This is a genomic window from Pseudomonas sp. V88_4 (assembly GCF_029967985.1).
Classification (GTDB): domain Bacteria; phylum Pseudomonadota; class Gammaproteobacteria; order Pseudomonadales; family Pseudomonadaceae; genus Aquipseudomonas; species Aquipseudomonas glycinae.
Window position 1 is genome coordinate 43,964 of the sequence record NZ_JASCAF010000037.1, and the last position, 23,585, is coordinate 67,548.

Annotated in this window: 5 protein-coding genes; all 5 read left to right on the top strand. The window is 64.4% G+C overall.

What is annotated here, in order from left to right; all coding sequences use genetic code 11:
- The first annotated feature begins 475 nt into the window (after positions 1-475).
- From QLG12_RS14380 to QLG12_RS14400, 5 genes are read left to right on the top strand one after another with little or no spacing between them, the layout of a single operon-like run.
- Positions 476-9,484, top strand: a complete 9,009-nt coding sequence (locus QLG12_RS14380; RefSeq protein WP_282474761.1) for a non-ribosomal peptide synthetase — start codon at positions 476-478, stop codon at positions 9,482-9,484.
- Positions 9,481-13,593 carry an amino acid adenylation domain-containing protein gene (locus QLG12_RS14385; RefSeq protein WP_282474762.1) on the top strand — a complete coding sequence of 1,371 codons (4,113 nt, stop codon included), beginning with the start codon at positions 9,481-9,483 and terminating at the stop codon, positions 13,591-13,593. The genes QLG12_RS14380 and QLG12_RS14385 overlap by 4 nt, the downstream gene beginning before the upstream one ends.
- Complete coding sequence (locus QLG12_RS14390; protein ID WP_282474763.1) at positions 13,590-22,685, top strand: non-ribosomal peptide synthetase; 9,096 nt, start codon at positions 13,590-13,592, stop codon at positions 22,683-22,685. Before QLG12_RS14385 ends, QLG12_RS14390 begins: the two co-directional genes overlap by 4 nt.
- Positions 22,682-23,371 (top strand): hypothetical protein, encoded by a 690-nt coding sequence (locus QLG12_RS14395; RefSeq protein ID WP_282474764.1) that lies wholly within the window; start codon positions 22,682-22,684, stop codon positions 23,369-23,371. The genes QLG12_RS14390 and QLG12_RS14395 overlap by 4 nt, the downstream gene beginning before the upstream one ends.
- Positions 23,364-23,570 carry an MbtH family NRPS accessory protein gene (locus QLG12_RS14400; RefSeq protein ID WP_011333696.1) on the top strand — a complete coding sequence of 69 codons (207 nt, stop codon included), beginning with the start codon at positions 23,364-23,366 and terminating at the stop codon, positions 23,568-23,570. Before QLG12_RS14395 ends, QLG12_RS14400 begins: the two co-directional genes overlap by 8 nt.
- Positions 23,571-23,585 lie beyond the last annotated feature (15 nt).

Below are 23,585 nucleotides of genomic sequence, written 5' to 3' on the forward strand. Positions count from 1 at the left end.
GCCTCCCTAACAAAAAACGTGGTTATTATCCGCCGGCGCTTCGGGTCACAAACCCGGCGCCAGAAGATTGCCGCGTGTCTACAGGCCCGGCAGTCGCAGCCGATCGGGACCACCCTGGCGCTGTCATCCCCGCGCAGGTTGTTCCTCGTCGTTGACCCTCAAATGGAAGTCGAGGTTTCAATTGGTCACGCGGTTTGCAATCGACGATGCAATGAACGGGGCGACCCCTGTCGCCAATGATTCGGCCCACTTTCCATCTGCCTGCGCCGACCGCGCTGCGGTGTTCTTCTCCAGCCTGTCTCCCCCCGAGTTTCTGCGTGTGCCCGCGTTCAACGTGAGTCTGCACGCGCGCGCCGCGCCATCCTCCTGAATTCGAAAGACCGTGCCGGCACCTGATGCCGGGGCCTGACTGGCAGGAAGCGTGCTGACACCTGCCTGATCACAAAAATAATGTAGTCATGGACGGTAGCCTCCGATGTTCGACAACACTTCCTTGCGTGGGACGAATCCCGCGCAGCCCGACGTTTGCTCTTTGAAACCGTTCGATGCAGACCTGTGCGTGCACGGTCTGTTTGAAGCGCAGGTGCTGCGCACCCCCGAGGCCATCGCTGCGCGCTGGCAGCAGGAGGCAATCAGTTACCGTCAACTGAACACCCGCGCCAATCGCTTGGCCCATCACCTGCGCAGCCTCGGGGTCGGGCCGGACGTGCGGGTCGGGCTGTGTCTGGAGCGTTCGCTGGAGATGCTGGTCGGCGTGCTCGCGGTGCTCAAGGCCGGTGGGGCTTATGTGCCGCTGGACCCGGCCTATCCGCAGGCGCGCCTGGCGCACATGCTGGCCGACAGCGCAACGCCGGTGGTGCTGACCCACGGCCAGGCACGCGATGTTTTGCGGGCGGCGCTCGAACTGTCAGCGACTGCACCGACGGTGCTGGATCTGGCCGACGCCCGTGATTGGGCTTCGCTCCCGGCCGACAACCTCGATCCTCACTCGATCGGCCTGACCCCCCGACATCTGGCTTACGTGATCTACACCTCCGGCTCCACCGGCACCCCGAAAGGCGTGATGGTCGAGCATCGCGGGCTGATTGCGGTGAGCGCCGACTGGGCGCAACTCTATGAGTTGGGCGAGCCGATCAATCATCTGCAAATGGCCGGTTTTTCCTTCGATGTGTTCAGCGCGGACCTGATCCGTGCGCTGGGTTTTGGCGGCACGCTGGTGCTCTGCCCACGGGACACCCTGATGGACCCGCCGGCCCTGTATCGTCTGATGCGCGAGGCGCGGATTGGCTTTGCCGACTTCGTGCCGGCGCTGCTTAATCCGCTGTTGGCGTGGGTCGAAGAGACCGGCCACGACCTGTCGTTCCTGCGCACGGTGGTCTGCGGCTCCGACATCTGGACCGCCCATAGCGCGCGGCAATTGCGCAGGCTGTGCGGTGATCGCGTGCAGATCGTCCAGGCCTACGGCGTGACCGAAGCGAGCATCGACAGCACCTGTTTCGAGTTCACCGAAAACAGCCAGATCGACGCGGTGCTGCCCATCGGCCGGGCACTGCCCAATACCCGGATTTACCTGCTTGATGCTGACGGTAAACCGGTTGCCGAAGGTGTCGCCGGCGAGCTTTACATCGGCGGCGTCGGCGTGGCGCGCGGTTATCTGAACCTGCCACAACTGACCAGCGAGCGTTTCATCGACAGCCCATTCGTGGCGGGTGAGCGCCTTTACCGCACCGGGGATCTGGCGCGTTACCGGGCCGACGGCCAACTGGAATTCCTCGGCCGCAACGATTCCCAGGCCAAGTTGCGCGGCCTGCGTCTGGAACTGGGGGAAATCGAAACCCGGCTGGCGGACATCCCGGGCGTGCGCGAAAGCGTGGTGCTGCTGCGCCAGGACAGTCCTGGCGAACCACGCCTGGTTGCCTACTATTGCGAAAAACCAGACTCAACGCTGAGCCCGCGCTTACTGCGCGAACAGCTGCATATCAGCCTGCCGGATTACATGGTGCCGACCGCTTTCGTGCGTCTCGATGCACTGCCGCTGACCGCCAACGGCAAGGTCGATCGGCCAAGTCTGCCGGCGCCGGACGTCGAGGCGTTCGATCAGCAGGACTATCAAGCCCCCAAAGGCTCGCTGGAAACCGCACTCGCCGCGATCTGGGCCGACGTACTCGGCGTCGCGCAGGTCGGGCGTCAGGATCAGTTCTTCGCCCTCGGCGGTCACTCGCTGCTGGTGATGCGGGTGCTGGCGCAGGTTCGCCACACGCTGGGGCTGGAAGTGGCGCCTTCGACCCTGTTTGCCGCGCCGGTTCTGGCGGAGTTCGCCGAACGGCTGCAAGCCAGTCAGGCTGCGGCTCGCCCGGCCATTACGGCCCTTGAACGCTCGGGCGCGCAAACGTTGTCGTCTGCCCAGCAGCGCCTGTGGTTTCTGGCACAGATGGAGGGTGGCAACGCTGCCTATCACATGCCGTTGAACCTGCGTTTGCGCGGTCCACTGGACGTGCCGGCACTCGAACGCAGCTTCAATCAGCTGGTGGCGCGCCATGCGGCGCTACGTACGACGTTCATTGCTGTTGAAGGGGAAGGGCGGCAATTGGTTTCGCCGCCGACGCACAGTATCCGGCTGACGGTGACTGACGTACAGGGGCTCGATGCTCAAGAACGCCTGACCCGCTTGATCGACGAGGAAGGCGCCAGACCGTTCGACCTGAGCCGTGGCCCGCTGATGCGGGTCAGCCTGGTGCGGCTGGCGGTGGATGACCATGTGTTGCTGCTGACCCAGCACCACATCATCTCCGACGGCTGGTCGATGGGCGTGCTCACCCGCGAGCTGGGTCAACTGTACGCGGCGGCCCTGCTGGATCGTGACGATCCGCTGCCGCCGTTGCCCGTGCAGTACGTGGATTACGCGGTGTGGCAAAAGCAATGGCTGTCCGGTGAAGTATTGGAGCAGCAAAGCCGTTACTGGCGTGAAACCCTCACGGGCGCGCCGGTGCTGCTGGAATTGCCGACCGATCACAAGCGTCCGCCCGTGCAGGATTACCTCGGTGGCTTTGTTCCATTGGTCTTCGATGAAGCGTTGACCGTGCGATTGAAAGCCCTGGGCATGCAGCAAGGCACCACGCTGTTCATGACTCTGCTGGCCGGGTTTTCATTGCTGTTGTCGCGTCTGTCGGGGCAAAGCGACGTGGTGATCGGCGTGCCATCGGCCAATCGCCCGCAACAGGAACTGGAAGGGCTGATCGGTTTCTTCGTCAATACGTTGGCTCTGCGGATGACCCGATCAGGTACGCCGTCGGTGGCGCAATGGCTGCAACAGGCGCGGCGGGTGGCGCTGGAGGCTCAAGAACATCAGGACCTGCCGTTCGAGCAAGTGGTGGAATTGCTCAACCCGCCGCGCAGCCTGGCCCACAGTCCGCTGTTCCAGGTGTTGTTTGCCTGGGAGCAGGATCAGGATTCCGATCTGCTGCTGACCGGGCTGGATGTCACGCCGGTCGAGAGCAGCCATCACGTGGCCAAGTTCGATCTGCAACTGGCGCTCCATGAGTGCGACGGGCAGATCGTCGGTGGTCTGGAATATGCCTCGGGCCTGTTCGAACGCGGCACTGTCGAGCAGTTCGGCGAGTACCTGCGTCGGGTGCTGACGCAGGTGGTCGAGGACAGCGAGCAGTCGCTGGCAAGGATCAAGCTGCTGAGCGCCGAGCAACATCAGCAGATCGTTCATGACTGGAACCGCACCGCGCGGGATACCGCGTTGTTGCCCGGTTGCGTGGCGCGCTTTGAAAGCCTCGCCCGGCAAACGCCCGACGCCGTGGCGTTGCTCGCTGACCGTGAGCAACTGAGTTATGGCGAACTGAATCGCGCCGCCAACCGCCTCGCGCATTACCTGATCGAACAAGGCGTCGGCCCCGAGCATCGCGTCGGCCTGTGCCTGGAGCGCTCGCCGCAAATGGTCATCGGCCTGCTGGCGATCCTCAAGGCTGGCGCGGCGTACGTGCCGTTCGACCCGGCTTACCCGAGCGAGCGGCTGGCGTTCATGTTCAGTGATGCCGCGCCGACCATGCTGCTGACCCAGTCGAGCCTGATGGCCGGGCTGCCGGCCAACGAGGCGAACATCTGCTGCCTGGACACCGACGCAGCGCCATGGGCACAGCACCCGACGGATGATCCGCACGTCACGGTGAGCCCGGAAAACCTCGGCTACGTGCTCTACACCTCCGGCTCCACCGGACGCCCGAAAGGCGTGGCCCACAGCCGTCGTGCGCTGGACAACCTGATTAACTGGCAGCTCGATCAAGCCACGGCACCGCAGCGCGTGCTGCAATTCGCCTCGCTGAACTTCGACGTTTCGTTCCAGGAAATCTGCAGCACCCTCTGCCAGGGCGGCAGCCTGTTGCTGATGACTGAAGACAGCCGCAAGGACCTTGCCGCACTGCGCCCGACCCTGGTGGCCGAAGGCGTGCAGCGGGCGTTCCTGCCATTTGCCGTGTTGCAGCAACTCGCCGGTCTGACCGAAGCCGATGCACCGATGCCGGCCGGCGGTTGCGAGATCATCACCGCCGGTGAAGCCCTGCAAATCAATGACGAACTGCGCGGTTTTGTCCGTGGGCTCGGTGGCGCGCAGTTGCATAACCAGTACGGGCCGACCGAAACCCATGTGGTCAGCCAGTTCAGCCTCGATTGCAACGACGCCGAGTCCTGGCCGGACGCGCCGTCCATTGGCCGTCCCATCGCCAATGCGCGGCTGTACGTGCTGGACGAGCACTTGAATCCAGTCCCGGTCGGCGTGGCGGGTGAGTTGTACATCGCCGGCGCCTGCCTGGCCCGTGGCTATCTGAACCGCCCGGACCTGACCGCCGAACGCTTCCTGCCGGACCCGTTCAGCGCCGAGCCGGGCGCGCGGATGTACCGCAGCGGCGACCTCGCGACGTTCCTGGCCGACGGCAACGTGCAGTACCTGGGGCGCATCGACCAACAGGTGAAACTGCGCGGTTTCCGCATCGAACTCGGTGAGATCGACAGCCTGTTGCATCAACAGCCCGGCGTGCAGGAAGCCGCCGTGTTGCTGCGCGAAGACGTGGCCGGGGACAAGCGTCTGGTGGCCTATGTGGTCGGCAGCGCGACCAGCGAATCCTTGCGAGCCGAACTGCAACGCCAGTTGCCCGAACACATGATCCCGAGTGCCTGGGTTCGGCTCTCGCAACTGCCGCTGACCCGCAACGGCAAGCTCGACCGCCAGGCGCTGCCGGCACCGGAACGCAGCGCTGGCGCGACTTACGAAGCGCCGCGCAACGACATTGAACGGCAAATGGCCGAGATCTGGGCTGAAGTGCTCAAGTGCGAACGGGTCGGCGTCCACGACAACTTCTTCGACCTCGGCGGCCACTCGCTGCTGGCGACGCGGATGATCTACGCGATCAACCAGCGCATGGGCGTGCAACTGTCCCTGAGCAGCCTGTTCCAGACCCCGGTGTTGCGGGATCTGGCGGCGCAGGTCTCGCGTGAAGAGCAGAGCGTTGAATCGGCATTCATCGAGATCGAGCCGGATCGCGCTAATCGACATGAACCGTTCCCTCTGACCGATATCCAGCAGGCCTATTGGTTCGGTCGCGAGGCCACGGTCAGCCTCGGCGGCGTCAGTGCCCACGGCTACGAAGAACTGCGCATTCCCGAATTCGACGCCGAGCGTTTTGAGAGAGTGCTGAACCGCATGATCCAGCGCCACGACATGCTGCGCGTGGTGTTCCTCAGCGATGGCACGCAACAGGTGCTGGCGCAGGTGCCGACCTATCGCATGCCGCGCAGCGATTTGCGCGGTTTGCCCGCCGATTTGGCGCAGCGCACGCTGGAAGCGACCCGCGAACGCCAGTCCCATCAGGTGCTGGACGCCAGTCGCTGGCCGCTGTTCGAGTTCAGCCTGTCGCTGCTCGATGACGGCATCACTCATTTGCACATCAGCCTCGACGCGCTGATCGTCGACGCCGCGAGCACGCAGATTCTCGCTCGCGAACTGATGGCGTTCTACGTTAATCCGAACCTGGAGCTGACAGAGCCGGGCCTGACTTTTCGCGACTATGTGCTGGCCGAACAGCAGCTGCGCAATGGCCGCCGCTACGAGCAGGCGCTGGGCTACTGGCGTGAACGGGTGACTACGTTGGCCCCGGCGCCAGATCTGCCCCTGGTACGCCAACCCGAAAGCATCGCCAACCCGCACTTCACCCGCCGCGACCGCGACATGTCGGCGGCGCAGTGGGCGCAGCTCAAAGCCGTGGCCAAGCAGTTTGCGGTGACGCCGTCGGTGATGCTGCTGACCGCGTTCAGCGAAGTGCTGGCGCTGTGGAGCCGCACCCCGCGTTTCACCCTGAGCCTGCCGCTGTTCAACCGCATGCCGCTTCATCCCGATGTTGACGAAATCATCGGCGACTTCACCTCACTGGTACTGCTGGAAGTCGGCATCGACGGGACACAAACCTTTACCGACAAGGCCCGCGCGGTGCAGGCGCAACTGTGGCGCGACATCGACCATTCGGTGGTCAGCGGTGTGCGAGTGCTGCGCGAGTTGTCCCAGGCCCGGGGCGTGCAGCAGACCGCGATGCCGATCGTGTTTAACAGCACGCTGTCGGAAGCGGCGCCGGAACTGGCCGAGTTCAACCTGGCCGACGCGTTGAACGCCAAACACATGCACAGCATCACCCAGACCCCGCAAGTGTGGCTCGACCACACGTTGCTGGAGCTGGAAGGACGCCTGTTGTTCAACTGGGACAGCATCGACGAACTGTTCCCGCAAGGCATGATCGAGCAGATGTTCGTTGCCTATAACTCCCTGCTCGACAGCCTCTGCGAGCCGGCAGCCTGGGGCGCGAACACGCCACAACTGCTGCCGCAGGCGCGATTACCGGCGCCGGTCGACCATCAGCAAACGCTGCCGTTGATGCACGAACTGTTCGACCGTCAGGCCCTCGCCACACCGGACGCACTGGCGGTGATCGGCACGCGACAGCTGACGTACGCCCAGCTTCGCTTTGAGGCCCGGCAACTCGGTGCCCGATTGCAAGCGCGGGGTGTGCTGCCGAACCGCTTGGTGGCGGTGGTGATGGAGCGCGGTTGGGAGCAAGTGGTGGCGACCCTGGCGATTCTGTATGCCGGCGGCGCTTACCTGCCGATCGAACCGAGTCAGCCGGCGGAACGGCTACGGCATATTCTGGAGCGTGCCGAGGCGAGCCTGGTCCTGAGCCAACCGGCGCTGCTCGACAGGATCGAATGGCCGGCGCAGGTCACGGCCATCGCGGTCACCGATGAAGTCTCAAATGATGTGCTGCCACTGCAACCGGTGCAGGTGGACGAAAGCGACCTGGCTTACGTGATCTACACCTCCGGCTCCACCGGTCAGCCGAAAGGCGTGGTGATCGACCATCGCGGTGCGGTCAACACCTTGCTCGACATCAACCGGCGCTTTGCTGTCGGCCCGACCGACCGCGTATTGGCGATCTCGTCGCTGAGTTTCGATCTGTCGGTCTATGACTTCTTTGGCACGCTGGCCGTGGGCGCGGCAGTGGTCATCCTCGACCCGCAACTGACCCTTGATCCGGCGCACTGGCTCGAATTGATCAAGCGTCATCAGGTCAGCCTGTGGAACTCGGTGCCGGCGCTGCTCGGTATGCTGGTCGAGTACGTGGAGGGTGAGGGCGGTGCGCTACCTGCCAGCCTGCGGGTGGCGATGTTGTCTGGCGACTGGATTCCCCTGACGTTGCCCGAGCGGGCCTGGGCCTTGCAGCCGAAGCTGCAACTGATCAGCCTGGGCGGTGCCACCGAAGCGTCAATCTGGTCGATCTACTATCCCGTGCAACAAGTCGACCCGGCCTGGCGCAGCATTCCCTACGGCAAGGCCCTCGATCATCAGCGCTTCTACGTGCTGGATGAAGCGCTGCAAGTGCGCCCGACCTGGGTCGCGGGGCAGCTGTACATCGGTGGTATCGGTCTGGCGAAAGGTTACTGGCGCGATGAAAAACTCAGCGCGGGCAGTTTCTTCAATCATCCACTGACCGGCGAGCGGCTGTATCGCACCGGCGACCTGGGCCGTTTGCTGCCCGACGGCAACATCGAATTCCTCGGTCGCGAAGACAATCAGGTCAAGGTTCAGGGCTATCGCATCGAACTGGGCGAGATCGAAGCCGCGCTCAATCGCCATCCCGGCGTGCAGAGCGCGGTGGTGCGGATTCTTGGCAGCACGCTGGGCGAGAAGCGTCTGGCGGGTTACGTGCTCAAGGCCGATCCGGCATTGCAGGCCAGCGATTTCAGCGCCTATCTGAGCGACAAGCTGCCGGCCTACATGATTCCCGCGTCGTTCACATTCGTCGAGGCCTGGCCTTTATCGTCCAACGGCAAGGTCGACAAGAAACGTCTGCCGGAGCCTGAGCAAGTCGAGGAGCAAGGGCCGGCGCTGGAAGTCGACGGCCCTCAGGAACAGCGGCTGGTGGAAATCGTGCAGGATGTGCTCAAGCGCGAATCGATTGCCGCCAACGCCAACCTGCTGAACCTCGGCGCAACGTCGATCGATATCGTCCGGATCAGCAACGCGTTGTCCGGCGCCTTGCAGTTCCGCCCGCACGTGGCACAACTGCTGGCCCAGCCGACGTTGCTGCACCTGCTCGGCATGTACCGCCAGAATCGGGCGCGTCAGGATTTGCTCGGCAACGTGCAGCAGGCACCCGAATCCATGCAGGACATCATCGAGGATCCCCAGCAGCGAGCGCAGTTCAAAGCCGAACAGCGTGGGCGCCGTGACTTCGCTCAAGCCCTGCCGGCAGTGGCATTGGATCTGCCGCAAGACCCGGCCTTCGCCCGGCGTTTGAGCGATTACCGCTCGGTGCGTCAATACGATCTGCAACCGATCGCCACCCAGGCCTTTGCCCATGTATTGGCGGCGTTGGCGCAAGGGCAACTCGACGGCGAGGTGAAATACCAGTTCCCGTCGGCGGGTGGCCTTTACCCGATTCAGGCGTACCTCTACGTCAAGCCGGATCGGGTGCTCGGCGTGCCCGGCGGCGCGTATTACTACGATCCCCGCCAGCATCGTTTGCTGGCGCTCCAGAGCGGAGCGCTCGACCCGGACACCTACGACTATTTCGTCAACCGACCGGTGTACGAGAACGCCGCGTTTTCGCTGTTCTTCATCGCCGACATGGCCGCGATCCGTCCGTTGTATGGCGAGCGCAGCCGCGACTTCTGCCACATCGAAAGCGGGGCGATGGCGCAGTTGCTGAGCATGACCGCCGTCGAGCACGGCCTGGGCCTGTGCGGCATCGGCTCGGTCGAGGAACAGCAACTGACGATGCTGTTCGATCTGGGGCCAAGCCATGAATTGATCTACTCGATGATCGGCGGGCTGCGCACGGCCGATGAACAACACCGCGCGCCGGTCGAGGCGTTTGCCATCGAGCCTGTGACCGCCAGCCTGGACGATGAAGACATGGAGGAGTTCGAAGTATGAATGCCGATCAATTGCTGGCGTTGTTCGCTCGCCATGGCGTGGTGCTCGAAGTGGACGGTGACAGGCTGCGCTGCAAGGCGCCGCGCGGGTTTCTCACCGAAGAACTGACCCAGGCGCTCAAGCGTCACAAACAGGAACTGATCGGCTTGCTCGGCGGGCACGATGACGCGGCGATTCCCCGGCGTATCGACGACCAAACGGACTGGCCGCTGTCATTCTCGCAGCGGCAACTGTGGTTTCTCGATCAACTGGAACCCGGTAACCCGTTCTACAACGTGCCCACGGCGATAACGCTCAAAGGGCAGTTGAACGTCGCGCAGCTGGAACGAGCGCTGAACCAACTGGTGGCCCGCCACGAAATCCTGCGCACGACGTTTTGCAGCGTGGACGGGGAACCGCGTCAGGTGGTGCATTCGTCGATGCCGCTGTCGTTGTCGGTGACGGATCTGCGCCAGTTGCCTGCCGACGAGCGTGAGCAGCAAGTGCGATTCGCCGTCGAACAGGACGCACGGGCGCCATTCGATCTGGCCACCGGCCCATTGTTGCGGGCATCGTTACTGCGCGTGGCCGACGACGAATACCTGTGGCTGTACAGCGTGCATCACATCATCGCCGACGGCTGGTCGATGGGCGTGATCCTGCACGAAGTCGCGACGCTGTACGGCGATTATCTGCGTGGTGAAACCCCGACGCTTGCGCCGTTGCCGGTGCAATACGCCGACTACGCCTGCTGGCAGCAACAGCGAGTGGGCGGCGCCGTGCTGGACGCTCAGCTCGATTACTGGCGCCGTAACCTGGACGACGCGCCGCTGTTATCGACCTTGCCCGCCGACCGGCCGCGACCGTTGGTGCAGCGTTATGTCGGCGCCACTTTCAGTTCTTCCGTCGATGGCGGCACCTTGCGCGAACTCACGGCGCTGGCCCGGCAAACTCAGGGCACGCTGTTCAACGTACTGCTCGGCGCTTTGGCGGTGCTGCTGTGGCGCCACAGCGGTCAGCAGGATCTGTGCCTCGGCACACCGTTCGCCAACCGTAATCGTCCGGAAGTCGAGCCGCTGATCGGCCATTTCGTCAACACCCTGGTGCTGCGTCAGCACCTGAATCCGCAGCAGACCTTTGCCGAGCTGTTGCGCGAGGTGCGGGGCCAGATGCTCGACGTCCACGCCCACCAGGACGTGCCATTCGACCGCGTGGTCGAGGCCGTCAACCCGCAGCGAGACCCCGGTCATTCGCCGTTGTTCCAGGTGATGCTGGTGCTGCAGAACACACCGGGCAACGCGGTGCAGATGCCCGGTCTGGAACTGGCGCCGTACGGCACCAGCAGTGCCACGGCCAAGTTCGATCTGGCGTTCGAATGGGTCGAGCGGGCAGGGCGGCTGGACCTGCTGGTGGAATACAACACCGACCTCTACGACGTTGCGACCATCCAACGCCTGAGCGGGCACTACCGCCACCTGCTCGAACAGATCGCCGCCGACGCCAAGCAACCGATCAATGCCTTGTCGTTGATGAACGAGACCGAGCGTCAGCAGGTGCTGGTCGACTTCAACCGCGCCACACCGCTGACGCAAGCGGCGCCCTGCGTGCATCAACTGGTCGAAGCGCAGGCTGCGGGCAACCCTCAGGCCTGCGCGGTAGTGTTCGAGGGCGAATCCCTGAGCTACGCCGAGCTCAATGCCCGGGCCAATCGGCTGGCGCGGCATTTGCGCACGTTGGGCGTCGGCCCGGACGTGCGCGTGGCGGTGTGCATCGAGCGCTCGCTGGAATTGCCGGTGGCGCTGCTGGCGGTGCTCAAGGCCGGCGGCGCCTACGTGCCGCTGGATCCGGACTATCCGCTGGGACGCCTGAGTCATATGCTCGGCGACAGCACACCGGCGGTGCTGCTGACCCTTGGTTCGGCGCACGCAATCTTGCGTCAGGCCGTGCAAGGGGCGAACTGGGAAGCGCCGATCCTCGACCTTGAAAAGGATGCCGCGAGCTGGGCGTCGCTGCCGGCGGACAATCTTGATCCGCGCAATGTCGGCGTTACCCCTGACCATCTCGCCTATGTCATCTACACCTCCGGCACCACCGGCTTGCCCAAGGGCGCAATGGTCGCGCATCGTGGCTTGAGCAATCTGCTGCTGTGGTGTTTGCAGGTCTGCGGCGAGGCGGGGGCGATGTTGCACAAGATCCCGTTCGGTTTCGATGCTTCGGCGTGGGAGACCTTCTGGCCGCTGGCAACCGGCGGGCGGCTGGTGATCGCTCGGCCCGGCGGCCATTACGAACCGGCGTACCTGGCACGCGAGGTGCGCGAGCAGCAGGTCACGGCGCTGGTGTTCGTGCCAGCGATGTTGCAGCTGTTCCTGGAGGTCGACGAGGTCAGCCAGTGTGTGTCGCTGACCGATGTGTTCAGCGGCGGCGGTGAACTGCCGCCGGCTCTGGCCCGGCGCTTCCAGGAGCGTCTGCCCCGTGCGCGGCTGCACAACGTCTACGGTCCGACCGAAACCACGGTGATCAACAGCATCTGGACCCTGGAGCCCGGTGCCGAGGTGCCGGCCCGGCAATTGCCGATTGGCCGGCCGATTGCCAACAACCGTTTTTACGTGCTCGATGATCGCGACCAGCCGCTACCGGTGGGCGTGACCGGGCATCTGCACATTGGCGGCGTCGGTGTGGCCCGTGGTTATCTGGGGCTGGCGCAGCTCAGTGCCGAGCGCTTTATCGACAATCCGTTCGTGGCAGGTGATCGGCTCTATCGCAGCGGCGATCTGGCGCGCTACCGCCCGGACGGTCAGCTGGAGTTTCTCGGTCGCAACGATTTTCAGGTCAAGTTGCGCGGCGTGCGCCTGGAACTGGGCGAAATCGAAGCCCGGCTCGAAGCGTTTCCCGGCATCCGCAGCGCCGTGGTGTTGATGGTCGGCGAAGCGGCACAGGATCAGCGGCTGGTGGCCTGCTGTGTGGTGGCCGAACCCGTTGACGAAGCAGCGGTGCACGCCCATCTGGCGACAACCCTGCCCAGAGCGGTGATCCCCGGCAGCTATCTGTGGCTCGACGCGCTGCCGCTGACTGCCAACGGCAAGGTCGATCGCACTGCGCTGACGGCATTGGCGGACGAGGAATTGGTCAATCGTCAGGTCAACCTGAGCAGCCCGCGCGATCACATCGAACTGGCGCTGTACCAGATCTGGAAAAGCCTGTTGCTGGCGCCGCAGATCGGCATTCGCGACAACTTCTTCAATGTCGGCGGCACCTCCATTGCTGCTATCAAAATGGCCCATGAGATCAGCCAGCAGTTTGCAGTCGAAGTGCCGGTGCGCGTGGTGCTCAGTTACCCGACTATCGAAGCGCTGGGCGGTTGGCTGCGGGTCGGGGCCAATCCGGCGCTGGCCCAGAGCAACCTGATCGAATTCCGTCGCGGCAGCGGCCAGCACAACGTGGTGTGCATTCACCCGGCGGGCGGTACGGCGTTCTGTTACCTGTCGTTGGCCAAGGTGCTGCCGGATGAAGCCGGCGTGTACGGGGTGCAATCGCCGGGACTGAATCCGGGGGAGAGCACCGAGCCGACGGTCGAAGCGATGGCCGAGGCTTACTTGCGCCAGATCGAGCCACTGACGCAGCAACCGCTGATCCTCACCGGGCTGTCGTTCGGTGGTCTGGTGGCCTATGAAATGGCGCGGCGGTTGACGGCGGCCGGGCATCGTCAGGTGACCGTGGTGCTGCTCGACACCCAGGGCAGCGACGATCCGGGTTTCCGCGAGCAGATCGGCACCGTGGACATGGCCGAGTTCCGCGACAAGCTGGTGCGTTTCAACGGTATGTACCCCGGCATCGAAGACGCCCAGGTCGAACGCTACTTCAACATCTACAACCACAACCGTTTGGCCATGGCCGCCTATGACTGCGCGCCGCGCGCCGGTCGCGTGGTGCTGATCCAGGCCCGGGAAGATTTCAGCCGCCATCAGTTGCATGAACTGCGTGGCTTCTGGCGGCGCCGCGCAGGCCAAGGCTATCTGGCGAAACTGGTCAGCGGCGGGCACTGGGACATGCTCGAAAGCGCGGAAATCCATCGGGTCTCGCAAATCATCCGTCGGGAGCTGCAATGCTTCGACGCGCAGGAGGCGAAATGATGAGTGCGTCCAAAGACATGCCGTTGCTCGCACGTTTTGCCGACCAAGTGGCGGGTAATCCTCAAGCCCCGGCGGTGATCGATCAATCGGTCACGCTGACTTACGCGCAACTGGCCAGCGCCAGCGAACGCATCGCCCGAGGACTGCTGGCGCGTGGCGTCAAGCCCGGTCAGTCGCTGGCGTTGTGCATGCCGCGCTGCTGGCAGTGGCTGGCGGCGATTATCGGCGCGTTGAAGGTCGGCGCGGTGGTGGTGCCGCTGGATCGGGCCAGCCCGCGCCAGCGTCGGGAATTGATGTTGGCGGATGCGGCGTGTGTCGGCCTGATTACCCTGGATGAAGAAGCGCTGTGGTCGCCTTCACTGTGGCAAATCAGCGTCGAGGCCTTGCTCGATCAGCCGGACGCTCCACCGCAAACGCTGGCCGAAAATTTTGCAGAGGTGATGTTCCTGTTCTACACCTCGGGCACCACCGGCACGCCGAAAGCGGTCGAGGTTGGCGAGCGCGGCTTGCTGCGGCTGGCGCACACCAACGGCTATATCGAGATTCGCCCGACGGACCGGTTCGCCTGCCTGTCCAACCCGGCGTTCGATGCGTGCAGTTTCGAACTGTGGGCGCCGCTGCTCAACGGCGGTTGCTGCGTGATGATCGCCGATGAGGACGTACTGGATGCGCGACGTCTGGCCGAGGTGCTGGAGCGGACTCAGGTCGACAGCCTGTTCATGACGGTGTCGCTGTTCAACACCTTGATTGCCGAGTGGCCGTCGTGTTTTTCCAGCGTGCGTCAGGTGCTGATCGGCGGTGAGCAGATCAGCGCTGCCGCTGTTCGTGGTTGGTATCGGGCCAATCCTGAGAGTCGCTGCCGGATTTTCAATGTTTACGGCCCGACTGAATGCACCACGTTCGCCCTGTGCTGGCCGATCAGCCGCGACTTTGCTGGTGACTCGGCGCCCATAGGCCGACCGTTGCCGGACACCGGCGTGTTGGTGCTCGATGCGCAGCAACGGCCGGTACCGGCAGGCGAAGTGGGCGAGCTGTATTTGAGTGGCAGCGGCGTCGCTCGTGGCTATCGCAACCGGCCCGAAGAAACCGCCCGCCAGTTCGTCCGTTTGCCCGACCTCGACGGTGGCGCGCAGGTGCATTACCGCACCGGCGATCTGGTGCGGCGCAATGCCGAAGGCTTGATCGAGTACCTGGGGCGCGTCGACCGGCAGGTGAAAATTCGTGGTTTCCGGATCGAGCCGGGGGAGGTGGAGCAACGGATCCTGGAGTATCCGGGCGTGGCGCAGGTGTACGTCTGCACCCGGCGTCAGGCGGCTGAAGATCATCAGTTGCTGGCGTTCATCGTGCCTCGCGGGGATCTGGACTATCACGCCTTCGAAAACCATCTGCGGGCACAACTGGCGCCGTACATGCGGCCGCATCAGTTGTTTCTGCTGGAGCGCTTGCCGCTGACGGCCAATGGCAAGATCGACCGTGACGGCTTGCTGGCCCAAGGGTTGAGTCCGTGGCATCCAGTCCTGGCAGCTACGGATAACGAAAGCGTTTCACCGGCGCTGGACTGGTTGCTGAGTCAGGCCCGCTCGCTGCTCGGTCAACCGGCCCTGAATGCGCAGGATGACTGGTTGGGCAGCGGCGGCGATTCGCTCAAGGCCATGCGCCTGCGTTCGGCGATCCGTGTCCGCTGGCAGCGCGAGATCGCGATCGACACGTTGCTCAACGAGTCGTTCTTGTCGTTGGCCGCACACCTGACCGGTGAAACGAACCGCGAGTCGATCTACCCACCTGCGCCTCCGATCAGCAGCGCCAAACGCCTGCCGGCCACCGCCGAGCAGCGACGCCTGTGGCTCTTGCAACAACGTTCGCCGACCTCGACCGCCTACAGCGTGCCGCTGATTCTGCATCTGGCGGCAGGTGTCGACGTTGCGGCACTGGCCGAGGCTTTGGGGCGTCTGGTGCAGCGTCATCCGGGATTGCGCACGGCATTCGCGGCGGGTGCTGACGGACTCGATCAAGTAATCGCCGAGCAGGGTTCGACCTGTCGCACCTTCGCGGTCGGGCATTTCACCGAGAACAACTGGCAGGCCTTCGCAGAGCTGGTGTTCGCCGCGCCGTTCGACCTGACCACCCCGAACCTGTTTCAGGCCTGGCTGTTGCCGTTTGCCGACGGCAGCTGCCGGCTGTTGCTGAACCTGCATCACATCATCGTCGATGGCTGGTCTGTGAACCTGTTGTTCGATGACCTGACGCAGCTTTACGCCGATGTCCTGCACGGCCACGACAGCCCGCAGCCAACTGCCCGACTGACGACGCTGGAGTTCGGCCAGTGGCAGCGCCAGTGGAGCGTCGATCCGCATTATCGCGACCAGCGCCGCGCCCTCGCCGAATTGCACCGCCGTCAGGAAGAACCGTCGCCTGCCTTGACGCCAATGCGCGAAATCAGCCCGGACGCCCGGTTGCACCGGGAACCCTTGGGCACCCTGCGCAGCGCTGCCCTCGAACGCTTTTGCACCCAACAACGACTGACCCGTTTCGAAGTGCTGTTCAGTGTCTTCGCCTGGAGCCTGTACGCCCTGACCGGGAGCGACCGGCCACGGATCGCCAGCCCGGTGTCCAACCGCCCACTGGCGGAGTTCGAAGACACCGTTGGCATGTTTGCCAACACCGTGCTGATCCCCACCGCCGTTGAAAATGCATTGCCCCTGAGCGAGCAGTTGCGCAAACAGACCGCCACCGTGCGCGAGGTGCTGGCGTTGCAGGACGTGGCGCTGGCGGATCTGGTGGAAGACCTGCGGCTGTCGTCGAGCCCGATGCTGTTCGATTTCATGTTTGTGCTGGAAAACACCGATTACGCCGCGTTGGCCGACTCGAACCTGCGCGCCACGCTGGCATTCAACCAGCAATTGCACGCCAAGTGCCCGCTGACGTTGTTGATGGTGGGCAGCGGTTCGCAACTGGAATGCTGGTGGGAATATCAGTGCAGCTATTTCGATGCCGAACAGATGCGGGCGGTGAACGCGTTGTTCCGCCGTGGTCTGGATTTGTTGCTGGAAACTCCGGCGGCCAATCTCAACGATTTGCTCAGTCCGTATCGACGCAACCTGCCACCGGCCAGCGAGGGCCCGCAGGTTGCGCTGCCGTTCAACACACTGGCGGACGGATTCGAGCATCAAGTGCATTGCTCACCGGATGCCGTTGCGCTGGTTCAAGGCCAGCACCGTCTCACCTACAGCGAATTGAATGCGCTGGCCGATGCTCTGGCAGCAAACCTTGTCGAGCGTCATCCGTTGCCGACCGGGATCGCGCCGTTGCATGTCGTGCTGTTCCTTGATGCCTCGGTGGAACACATCGTCGCCTTGCTGGCGCTGGCCAAACTCAACCTGACCGCCGTGCCGCTGGACCCTGCTTACCCGGTGGCGATCCAGCGTCAGGTGCTGGAGCAGGCGCAGCCGCTGTGTGTGCTGTTCAGCGATGCGACCAAGGCTGCACTGGATGACCTGAACGCCGGACGATTCGCCACCCATCGGGTCGATCTGCACGCCGGTGCCGGAACGTTCGAGCGTCCACGCCACGCCGGCGAACGGCCGCTGTACACGCTGTTCACCTCTGGATCGACCGGCACGCCCAAAGGGGTGCAAGTGTCGGAGCGCACCCTGTGCAACCTGCTGCAATGGCAGCGCACCGAAGGGCAGTTGCCGGCGAAAGCGGTGACCCTGCAGTTCTCGATGCTGTCGTTCGACGTGTCGTTCCAGGAGATTTTCAGCACCCTGTGCGGCGGCGGTTGTTATCACCTGATCACGCCGCGCTGGCGTCAGGATGCCGAGGCGTTGCTGGATTACCTGGTCGAGGCGCGGATCGAGCGCCTGTTCCTGCCGTACGTGGCCTTGCAGCATCTGGCGCAAACCGCCGTGGCCCGGGGCATTTACCCGTCGGTGTTGCGCGAGGTGATCACGGCCGGCGAGCAACTGCTCTGCACCGAGGCGCTGCGTAACTGGTTCGGCGGCATGCCGCACGCCTCGTTGTTCAACCACTATGGCCCGACGGAAACCCACGTGGTCAGTGCCTTGCGCCTGCCGCCGGTGGCGCGGGACTGGCCGCTACGCGCGCCGATCGGCCATGCCGTGGGCAATGCGCGATTGCTGCTGGTCGATGAACACGACCGCCCGGTACCGATCGGCAGCCGAGGCTATCTGCTGGTGGCCGGGCCGATGGTTGCTCGCTGCTATCTGGCAGACCCTGCAATGAATACCGCGCGGTTTGTCGAGCTGGCAGACGGCTGTTTGTACTACCGCACCGGCGATCTGGCGTGGGCCGATGCCCAGGGCTGCCTGCATTATCTGGGGCGTGACGATCAGCAGATCAAACTCAGCGGCCATCGTCTGGAACTGGGGCAGATCGAGGCAGCGCTGATGCAGGTGCCCGAGGTGGTCAACGCGGTGGTGGCGGTGCAGGCCGATCCGCCCCGGCTGATCGCCTGGCTGCAACTCGATGGCCAACCTGCGACGTCGCAAGCGCTGGATCGTCAGGTCGAGCGGCGGCTGCCGGCCCACGTGCGTATCGATGAATACCGACGGATCGACCGCTGGCCACGCACCCCCAGCGGCAAGATCGACCGCAAGGCCTTGCCGAATCTGGGCGAGGCGTTGGAGCGGCGCAGCACGCCACAGGCAGTTGTTCAACTGAGTGCGCTGGAGCGGCAACTGAGCGAGTTGTTCCAGGCCGTGATCGGCCGGGACATCGAGCCGGAGCAGACCTTCTTCGAGGCCGGCGCCACCAGCCTCGGCCTGATGCGTTTGCATGGCCGTTACGCCGAAGAGTTGCCGCACAAGGTGACGATGGCCGATCTGTTCGAGCACGTCACGGTGCGGCGTCTGGCGGCGCATCTGTCGACCGCACCAGTGGCGTCGGCGGAGCGTGTTCGGCAAACCGATGCAGGTCACCAGCCGATGGCGATCATCGGCATGTCGGTCAATGTGGCCGGGGCGCAGAACCTGTCCGAGTTCTGGGCGATGGTGCAAGGCAATGGGTTGGGCATCGAGCACTTTGCCGCCGCAGAGGGCCTGGTCGGCGCCCGCAGTCAACTGGCGGGCATGCTCGATTTTGATCCCGAGTACTTCGGCATCAGCCGCCAGGAAGCGCGGCTGATGGACCCGCAACAGCGGCATCTGCTGATGGCCTGCGTGCAGGCCCTGCAACACGCGGCCATCGTTCCGTCGGCGGACGGCCCGCGCATCGGCCTGATCGCCAGTTGCGGCGAAACCACGTACTTCCAGCAAATGCTGCGCGAAACCGCCGACGACGATTTGCCGGACGGCTTCCAGTTGGCGCTGCATCACGACAAGGATTTTCTGGCGACCAAAGCTGCGTATCACCTGGACCTTAACGGCCCGGCCCTGAGCGTGCAGGCCGCTTGCGGCAGCTCGCTGATCGCCGTGCACCTGGCCAGTTCGATGCTGCGCCAGGGCGACAGTGACGTGATGCTCGCCGCCGGGGTGCTGATCGACCCGACCCTGACCGAGGGCTACCGGCACCGTTCGCAACACATCTTTTCCGCCGACGGTCTGTGCCGTCCGTTCAGCGACGACGCCAGCGGCACCCTCGGCGCCAGTGGCTACGGGGTGGTGGTGCTCAAACCGTTGGCCAAGGCGCGGGCCGATGGCGACCGGATCTACGCGCTGCTCGAAGGCTCGGCGTTGAACAACGATGGCCGGGCCAAGATGAGTTACACCGCGCCGTCGGTGGCGGGGCAGAGCGCGGTCATCAGTGATGCCTTGAACCGGGCCGGGTTGACCGGTGCCGACATCGGCTACATCGAAGCCCACGGCACCGGCACCTTGCTGGGCGATCCGATCGAAGTCGCGGCGTTGACCAAGGCTTTTGGCGATGCGCCGGCCGGCAGTTGCGCGCTGGCTTCGGTAAAAAGCCAGATCGGTCATTTGGGCGCGGCGGCGGGGGTGGTCGGGCTGATTCGCGCCAGCCTCGCGGTGTTCCATGGCGTGCTGCCGCCGAACCTCGGTTTTGGCCGGATCAACCCGCAGATCGATCTGCAGCATTCGCCGTTCTACGTGCCGACCACGTCCCGGCCATGGCCGGAAGGTCGGCGACGATTGGCCGGTGTCAGCAGTTTCGGGATTGGCGGGACCAATGCGCATGTCATCGTCGGCGCTGCGCCCACGGCGCAGGAAGTGGGCGAGGAAACGCTGCCGCTGCTGATGGTCTCGGCCCATAGCCGAGCGGAGTTGCTGCGCGATATCGCGGCGATTCGCGAATACCTGCACGCGAACCCGGAACAGCAGACTGCGTTGCTGCGGCACTTGCAGTCAGGTCGCCGGCAGTTGCGCTGGCGCTTCGCGATGGTCTGCCGGCCGGGTGACGACATTCCGTTGCAGCCGACAGCGATCAAGGAAGTCGGGGTCTCAAGCGCGCAGCTGATCGCCCGCGATCAATCGCCGCAGGAGCTGCTGGACGCCTGGTACGAGGGCGCGAATATCCAATGGCCACAGCGCTCGGCGCCACCGCCGTGGGATTTGCCGCCGTCATCGTTCGATCTTCAGACCTATCGTTTCCAGACGCCTGTGGCTGCTGAACCTGATGCGCCAGCCCTTGCGCGACAACCGCTGGCGGACTGGTTTCACCAACGACAATGGGTGCGCACCCGGCGCCTGAGCACGACAGCGACGGCGCAATCCCGTGAGGTGCTGATTCTGTGCAGCCATGAAACGCCGGAATCGGCCTTGCTGGCGAGCCTGAACACTGTCTATCGACGCGTGATTCAAGTGCGCGCGGGCAATGGCTTCAAGCGCTTGAGCGCGGACCGTTTCGAACTTGATCCGCTGGACACTGAAGCCCTGGACCGTTTGCTCGCCGAAGTCGCAGAACCCGACCTTGGCCAACTCGACTGGCTGCATGCCTTGCCGCTGGCGGTGTCGGGCGAGGTCAATGAGCAATCGCTGGATCTGGCGCAGTGGGCCGGCCTGGACACGGTCAGTGCATTGATGCAGGCCTGGGGGCAGACCCCACGCACGACACGGCTTCGGTTGTGGTTGATGTCATGGCAAGCATGCCCGGTAGACGGCGAGGTGCGGCGGCCCGAGCTGGCGGCGCTGGCCGGCATCACCGAAGTGGTGCCGCAGGAATACCCGGTGCGTTGTCACTGGCTGGATTTGCCGTCGTCACGCCTCGAAGCGCAGGCCGGCGAGTTGGCAGCGCTGCTTGCCGATCCGGTTTCATTGCCTCGACGAATGGCGGTGCGCGATCGCTACCTGTGGCAGCCACGCTTGATGCCTCAGCCATTGACCGGCCCGGCGACGACGTCTCTTTTACCGGAAGATGGAACGTTCCTCGTGCTGGGCGGCAGCGGCGGCATCGGCCGGACCTTGTGCGAACACCTGTTGCAGGCACCTGCACGCCGGGTGGTGCTGATCTCGCGCCAAGGGCAATTGCCTGAATCGTTGGCGGCGTACGCGTCGCGGATCGACTGCATCAAAGCGGACATCGCCGACTTGCCGCGCTGGCCGCAGGTACTTGATCAACTGGCCGTGCGTTACGGTCGCCTGAGCGGGGTGATTCATGCGGCGGGCGTCGGTGCGGGCAGCTTGATTCGCCATCGCGATGCCCGGCAAATGGCCGAGGCGATGGCCGCCAAGACTCGCGGCATGCTGGCGGTCGAAGCTTTGATCGAGCACCTGAAGCCGGGCTTTGTCCTGTACTGCTCGTCGATGTCGGCATTGTTCGGCGGCGCGGGGCACCTGGACTACGCGGCGGCCAGCGGGGTACTCGATGGCTTCACCCACTATCGCCCGAACCCGACCGACACGTGCCTGCGTTTGGGGATCAACTGGGACATCTGGCGCGACATCGGCATGGCCACCACCAGCAACGGTGGCGACGCCGCGCATCTGGAGCATCTGACCGTCGGTCTGTCGGCGGAAGAGGGCTGTCGGGTGTTCGATCTGGCGATGGCGACGCAGTTGCCGCAGCTGCTGATCTCCACCACCGGCATCGACACGGCGCGGCGGTTTTATCCGGTTCGCCATGGTGCCGTGGCCGCAACGGTCGAGGCACCGAAGGGCGTGGATCTGTCGGCGCGCTTGCGTGAGTGCCTGTGCAAGTGGCTCGGTGTGGCCGAGCTGGAAGATGACGATTCGCTGTACGACCTGGGCGCGGATTCGCTGACGCTGCTCGACCTGATCGACGAACTGCAAGCGGCCACCGGTGAGGTGTTCCAGCTGTCGCAATTCAGCCACAAGGTCAGCCTGAACGAGGTGCTGGGGCTGGTATCGACCGCCACCGTTGAAGACACGCCCAGCGCTACGCCGCTCGGCTGGCACGACGCGGTGCGGATCGATCAATGGCATGCCGGTGCCGGCCGCGACTGGCTGTACCTGATCCACCCGGTGGGTGGCGATGTTCAGGCCTATCGGGAGCTGGTCTCGGCGCTGCCGGCGGAGCTGGGCGTTTGCGTGATCGCCGACCCGGCGCTGCGCCTGCCGCAGTTGCCGAACATCAGCGTGGAGGAACGTGCACGCTGGTATCTGGCGGCGATCAAGGTCCATCTTCCGCAAGGCAGCACTTGGCGTCTGGCCGGTTGGTCGTTTGGTGCATGGGTGGCGCAGGCGCTGTGTCATCAGGCCCAGGTCGACGGTTTCCGGCAACCGTTGTTGTACCTGATCGACCCGCCCGCGCCGGATGCCGGTAGCGAACTGGCCGACATCGACGAGCAGACCATCGAGCAGGTGTTTCAGCGCGAGTTCGCCCAGCGCTGGCCGGAGGGCGAAGGGCAGGGCATGGCCGAAGAACGCCAGGCGTATCTGCAACGGCTGACGGTGTGCTGCCGCAACAACATGATCAGCATGATCGACTTCCAGCCGCCGGCGCTGGCGACCACAGCAGTGCGGCTGTTCAGCGCCGGGCACGCCAATCCTTACGGGCTGGGCAATGCCTGGAACCCGGACGACCTGCAACGCAACTGGCAGGCCTTGCTGCCGCAGTTGCGCAGCTGGCAAACCCTGGACACCGATCATTACGGCATCGTGGCAGGCCGCTGGGCGCGGTTGCTGGCCGAAATCATCGGTACGGATGAGCCATCGCCATGAGTGAACCGATCTCGATGCCGCGATGGCTGCTGAATTTAGTGCAAGTGCTGTGCGAAACCGGACAGGCCGACGACCTGCGCAAGCGGATAGACAATGGCGAGGGTCCCGTGCCGCTGCGGCTGTTTCATCTCTGGCAGGCCGATGTGGTCCTGCCGATGCTCGGCGAAGCCTTGCCGGAGCATCGGCAGGCGCTGCTCGCGTTGCAAAGCCTGCATCAGCGGGCGGCGCTCGGTGTGCTCGGGCGTCAGGGCGAGTGGCGGGCCAGGCTCAAACCGGTGCTGCTGGCGCTGTATCGCAAGGCCTACGCCTACGACGCGGCGTACGCCAAGGCCCACGCCTGTGCGCTGACTTACGGCCTGGCACCGGCCAACAGCGCCATGATTGCGTCGCACTTTGGCGACGCCGAGGCGTTCGCCGAGTATTACGCGCAATTGAATACCGAAGCCGCCGCCACGGCGTTTGCCCAGGCCCATGCCAGCGCCAACGCCGAAGTGTCGGCCCGGGCCTTCGCGGACGACGATGCAGACACCTGCGCGCAGGTCTGCGGGGCGTCCGTGCGGGTGTACGTCGGGGCCTGCGCTTCAAGCGACGAACAGCGACATGCCGTATTCAACCATCTCGCCGCCGGGCTCGACCGGAGTCTGGCCACGCTGCAATCCCGTTCAACAGGAGAACGACATGAATGACGCACAACTGCAATTCGATGTGGTGATCAACGCCCAGGGCCAGTATTCCCTGTGGCCGGCGGGCAAGCCGATGGCCAGCGGCTGGAGCGAGGCAGGGATGCGCGGTGAACGCCAGGTCTGTCTGGATTACATCAACGAGCACTGGATCGACATGCGCCCGCGTTCGCTGCGTGAGCAGTCATCGGTGTCGTTCCAATAAAAAAGGTGAGGGAAC

Excerpts from the sequence above, each read along its gene's own strand:
- QLG12_RS14395 (WP_282474764.1), top strand. The coding sequence starts at position 22,682 with ATGAGTGAACCGATCTCGATGCCGCGATGGCTGCTGAATTTAGTGCAA.
- QLG12_RS14385 (WP_282474762.1), top strand. The coding sequence starts at position 9,481 with ATGAATGCCGATCAATTGCTGGCGTTGTTCGCTCGCCATGGCGTGGTG.
- QLG12_RS14390 (WP_282474763.1), top strand. The coding sequence starts at position 13,590 with ATGATGAGTGCGTCCAAAGACATGCCGTTGCTCGCACGTTTTGCCGAC.
- QLG12_RS14400 (WP_011333696.1), top strand. The coding sequence starts at position 23,364 with ATGAATGACGCACAACTGCAATTCGATGTGGTGATCAACGCCCAGGGC.
- QLG12_RS14380 (WP_282474761.1), top strand. The coding sequence starts at position 476 with ATGTTCGACAACACTTCCTTGCGTGGGACGAATCCCGCGCAGCCCGAC.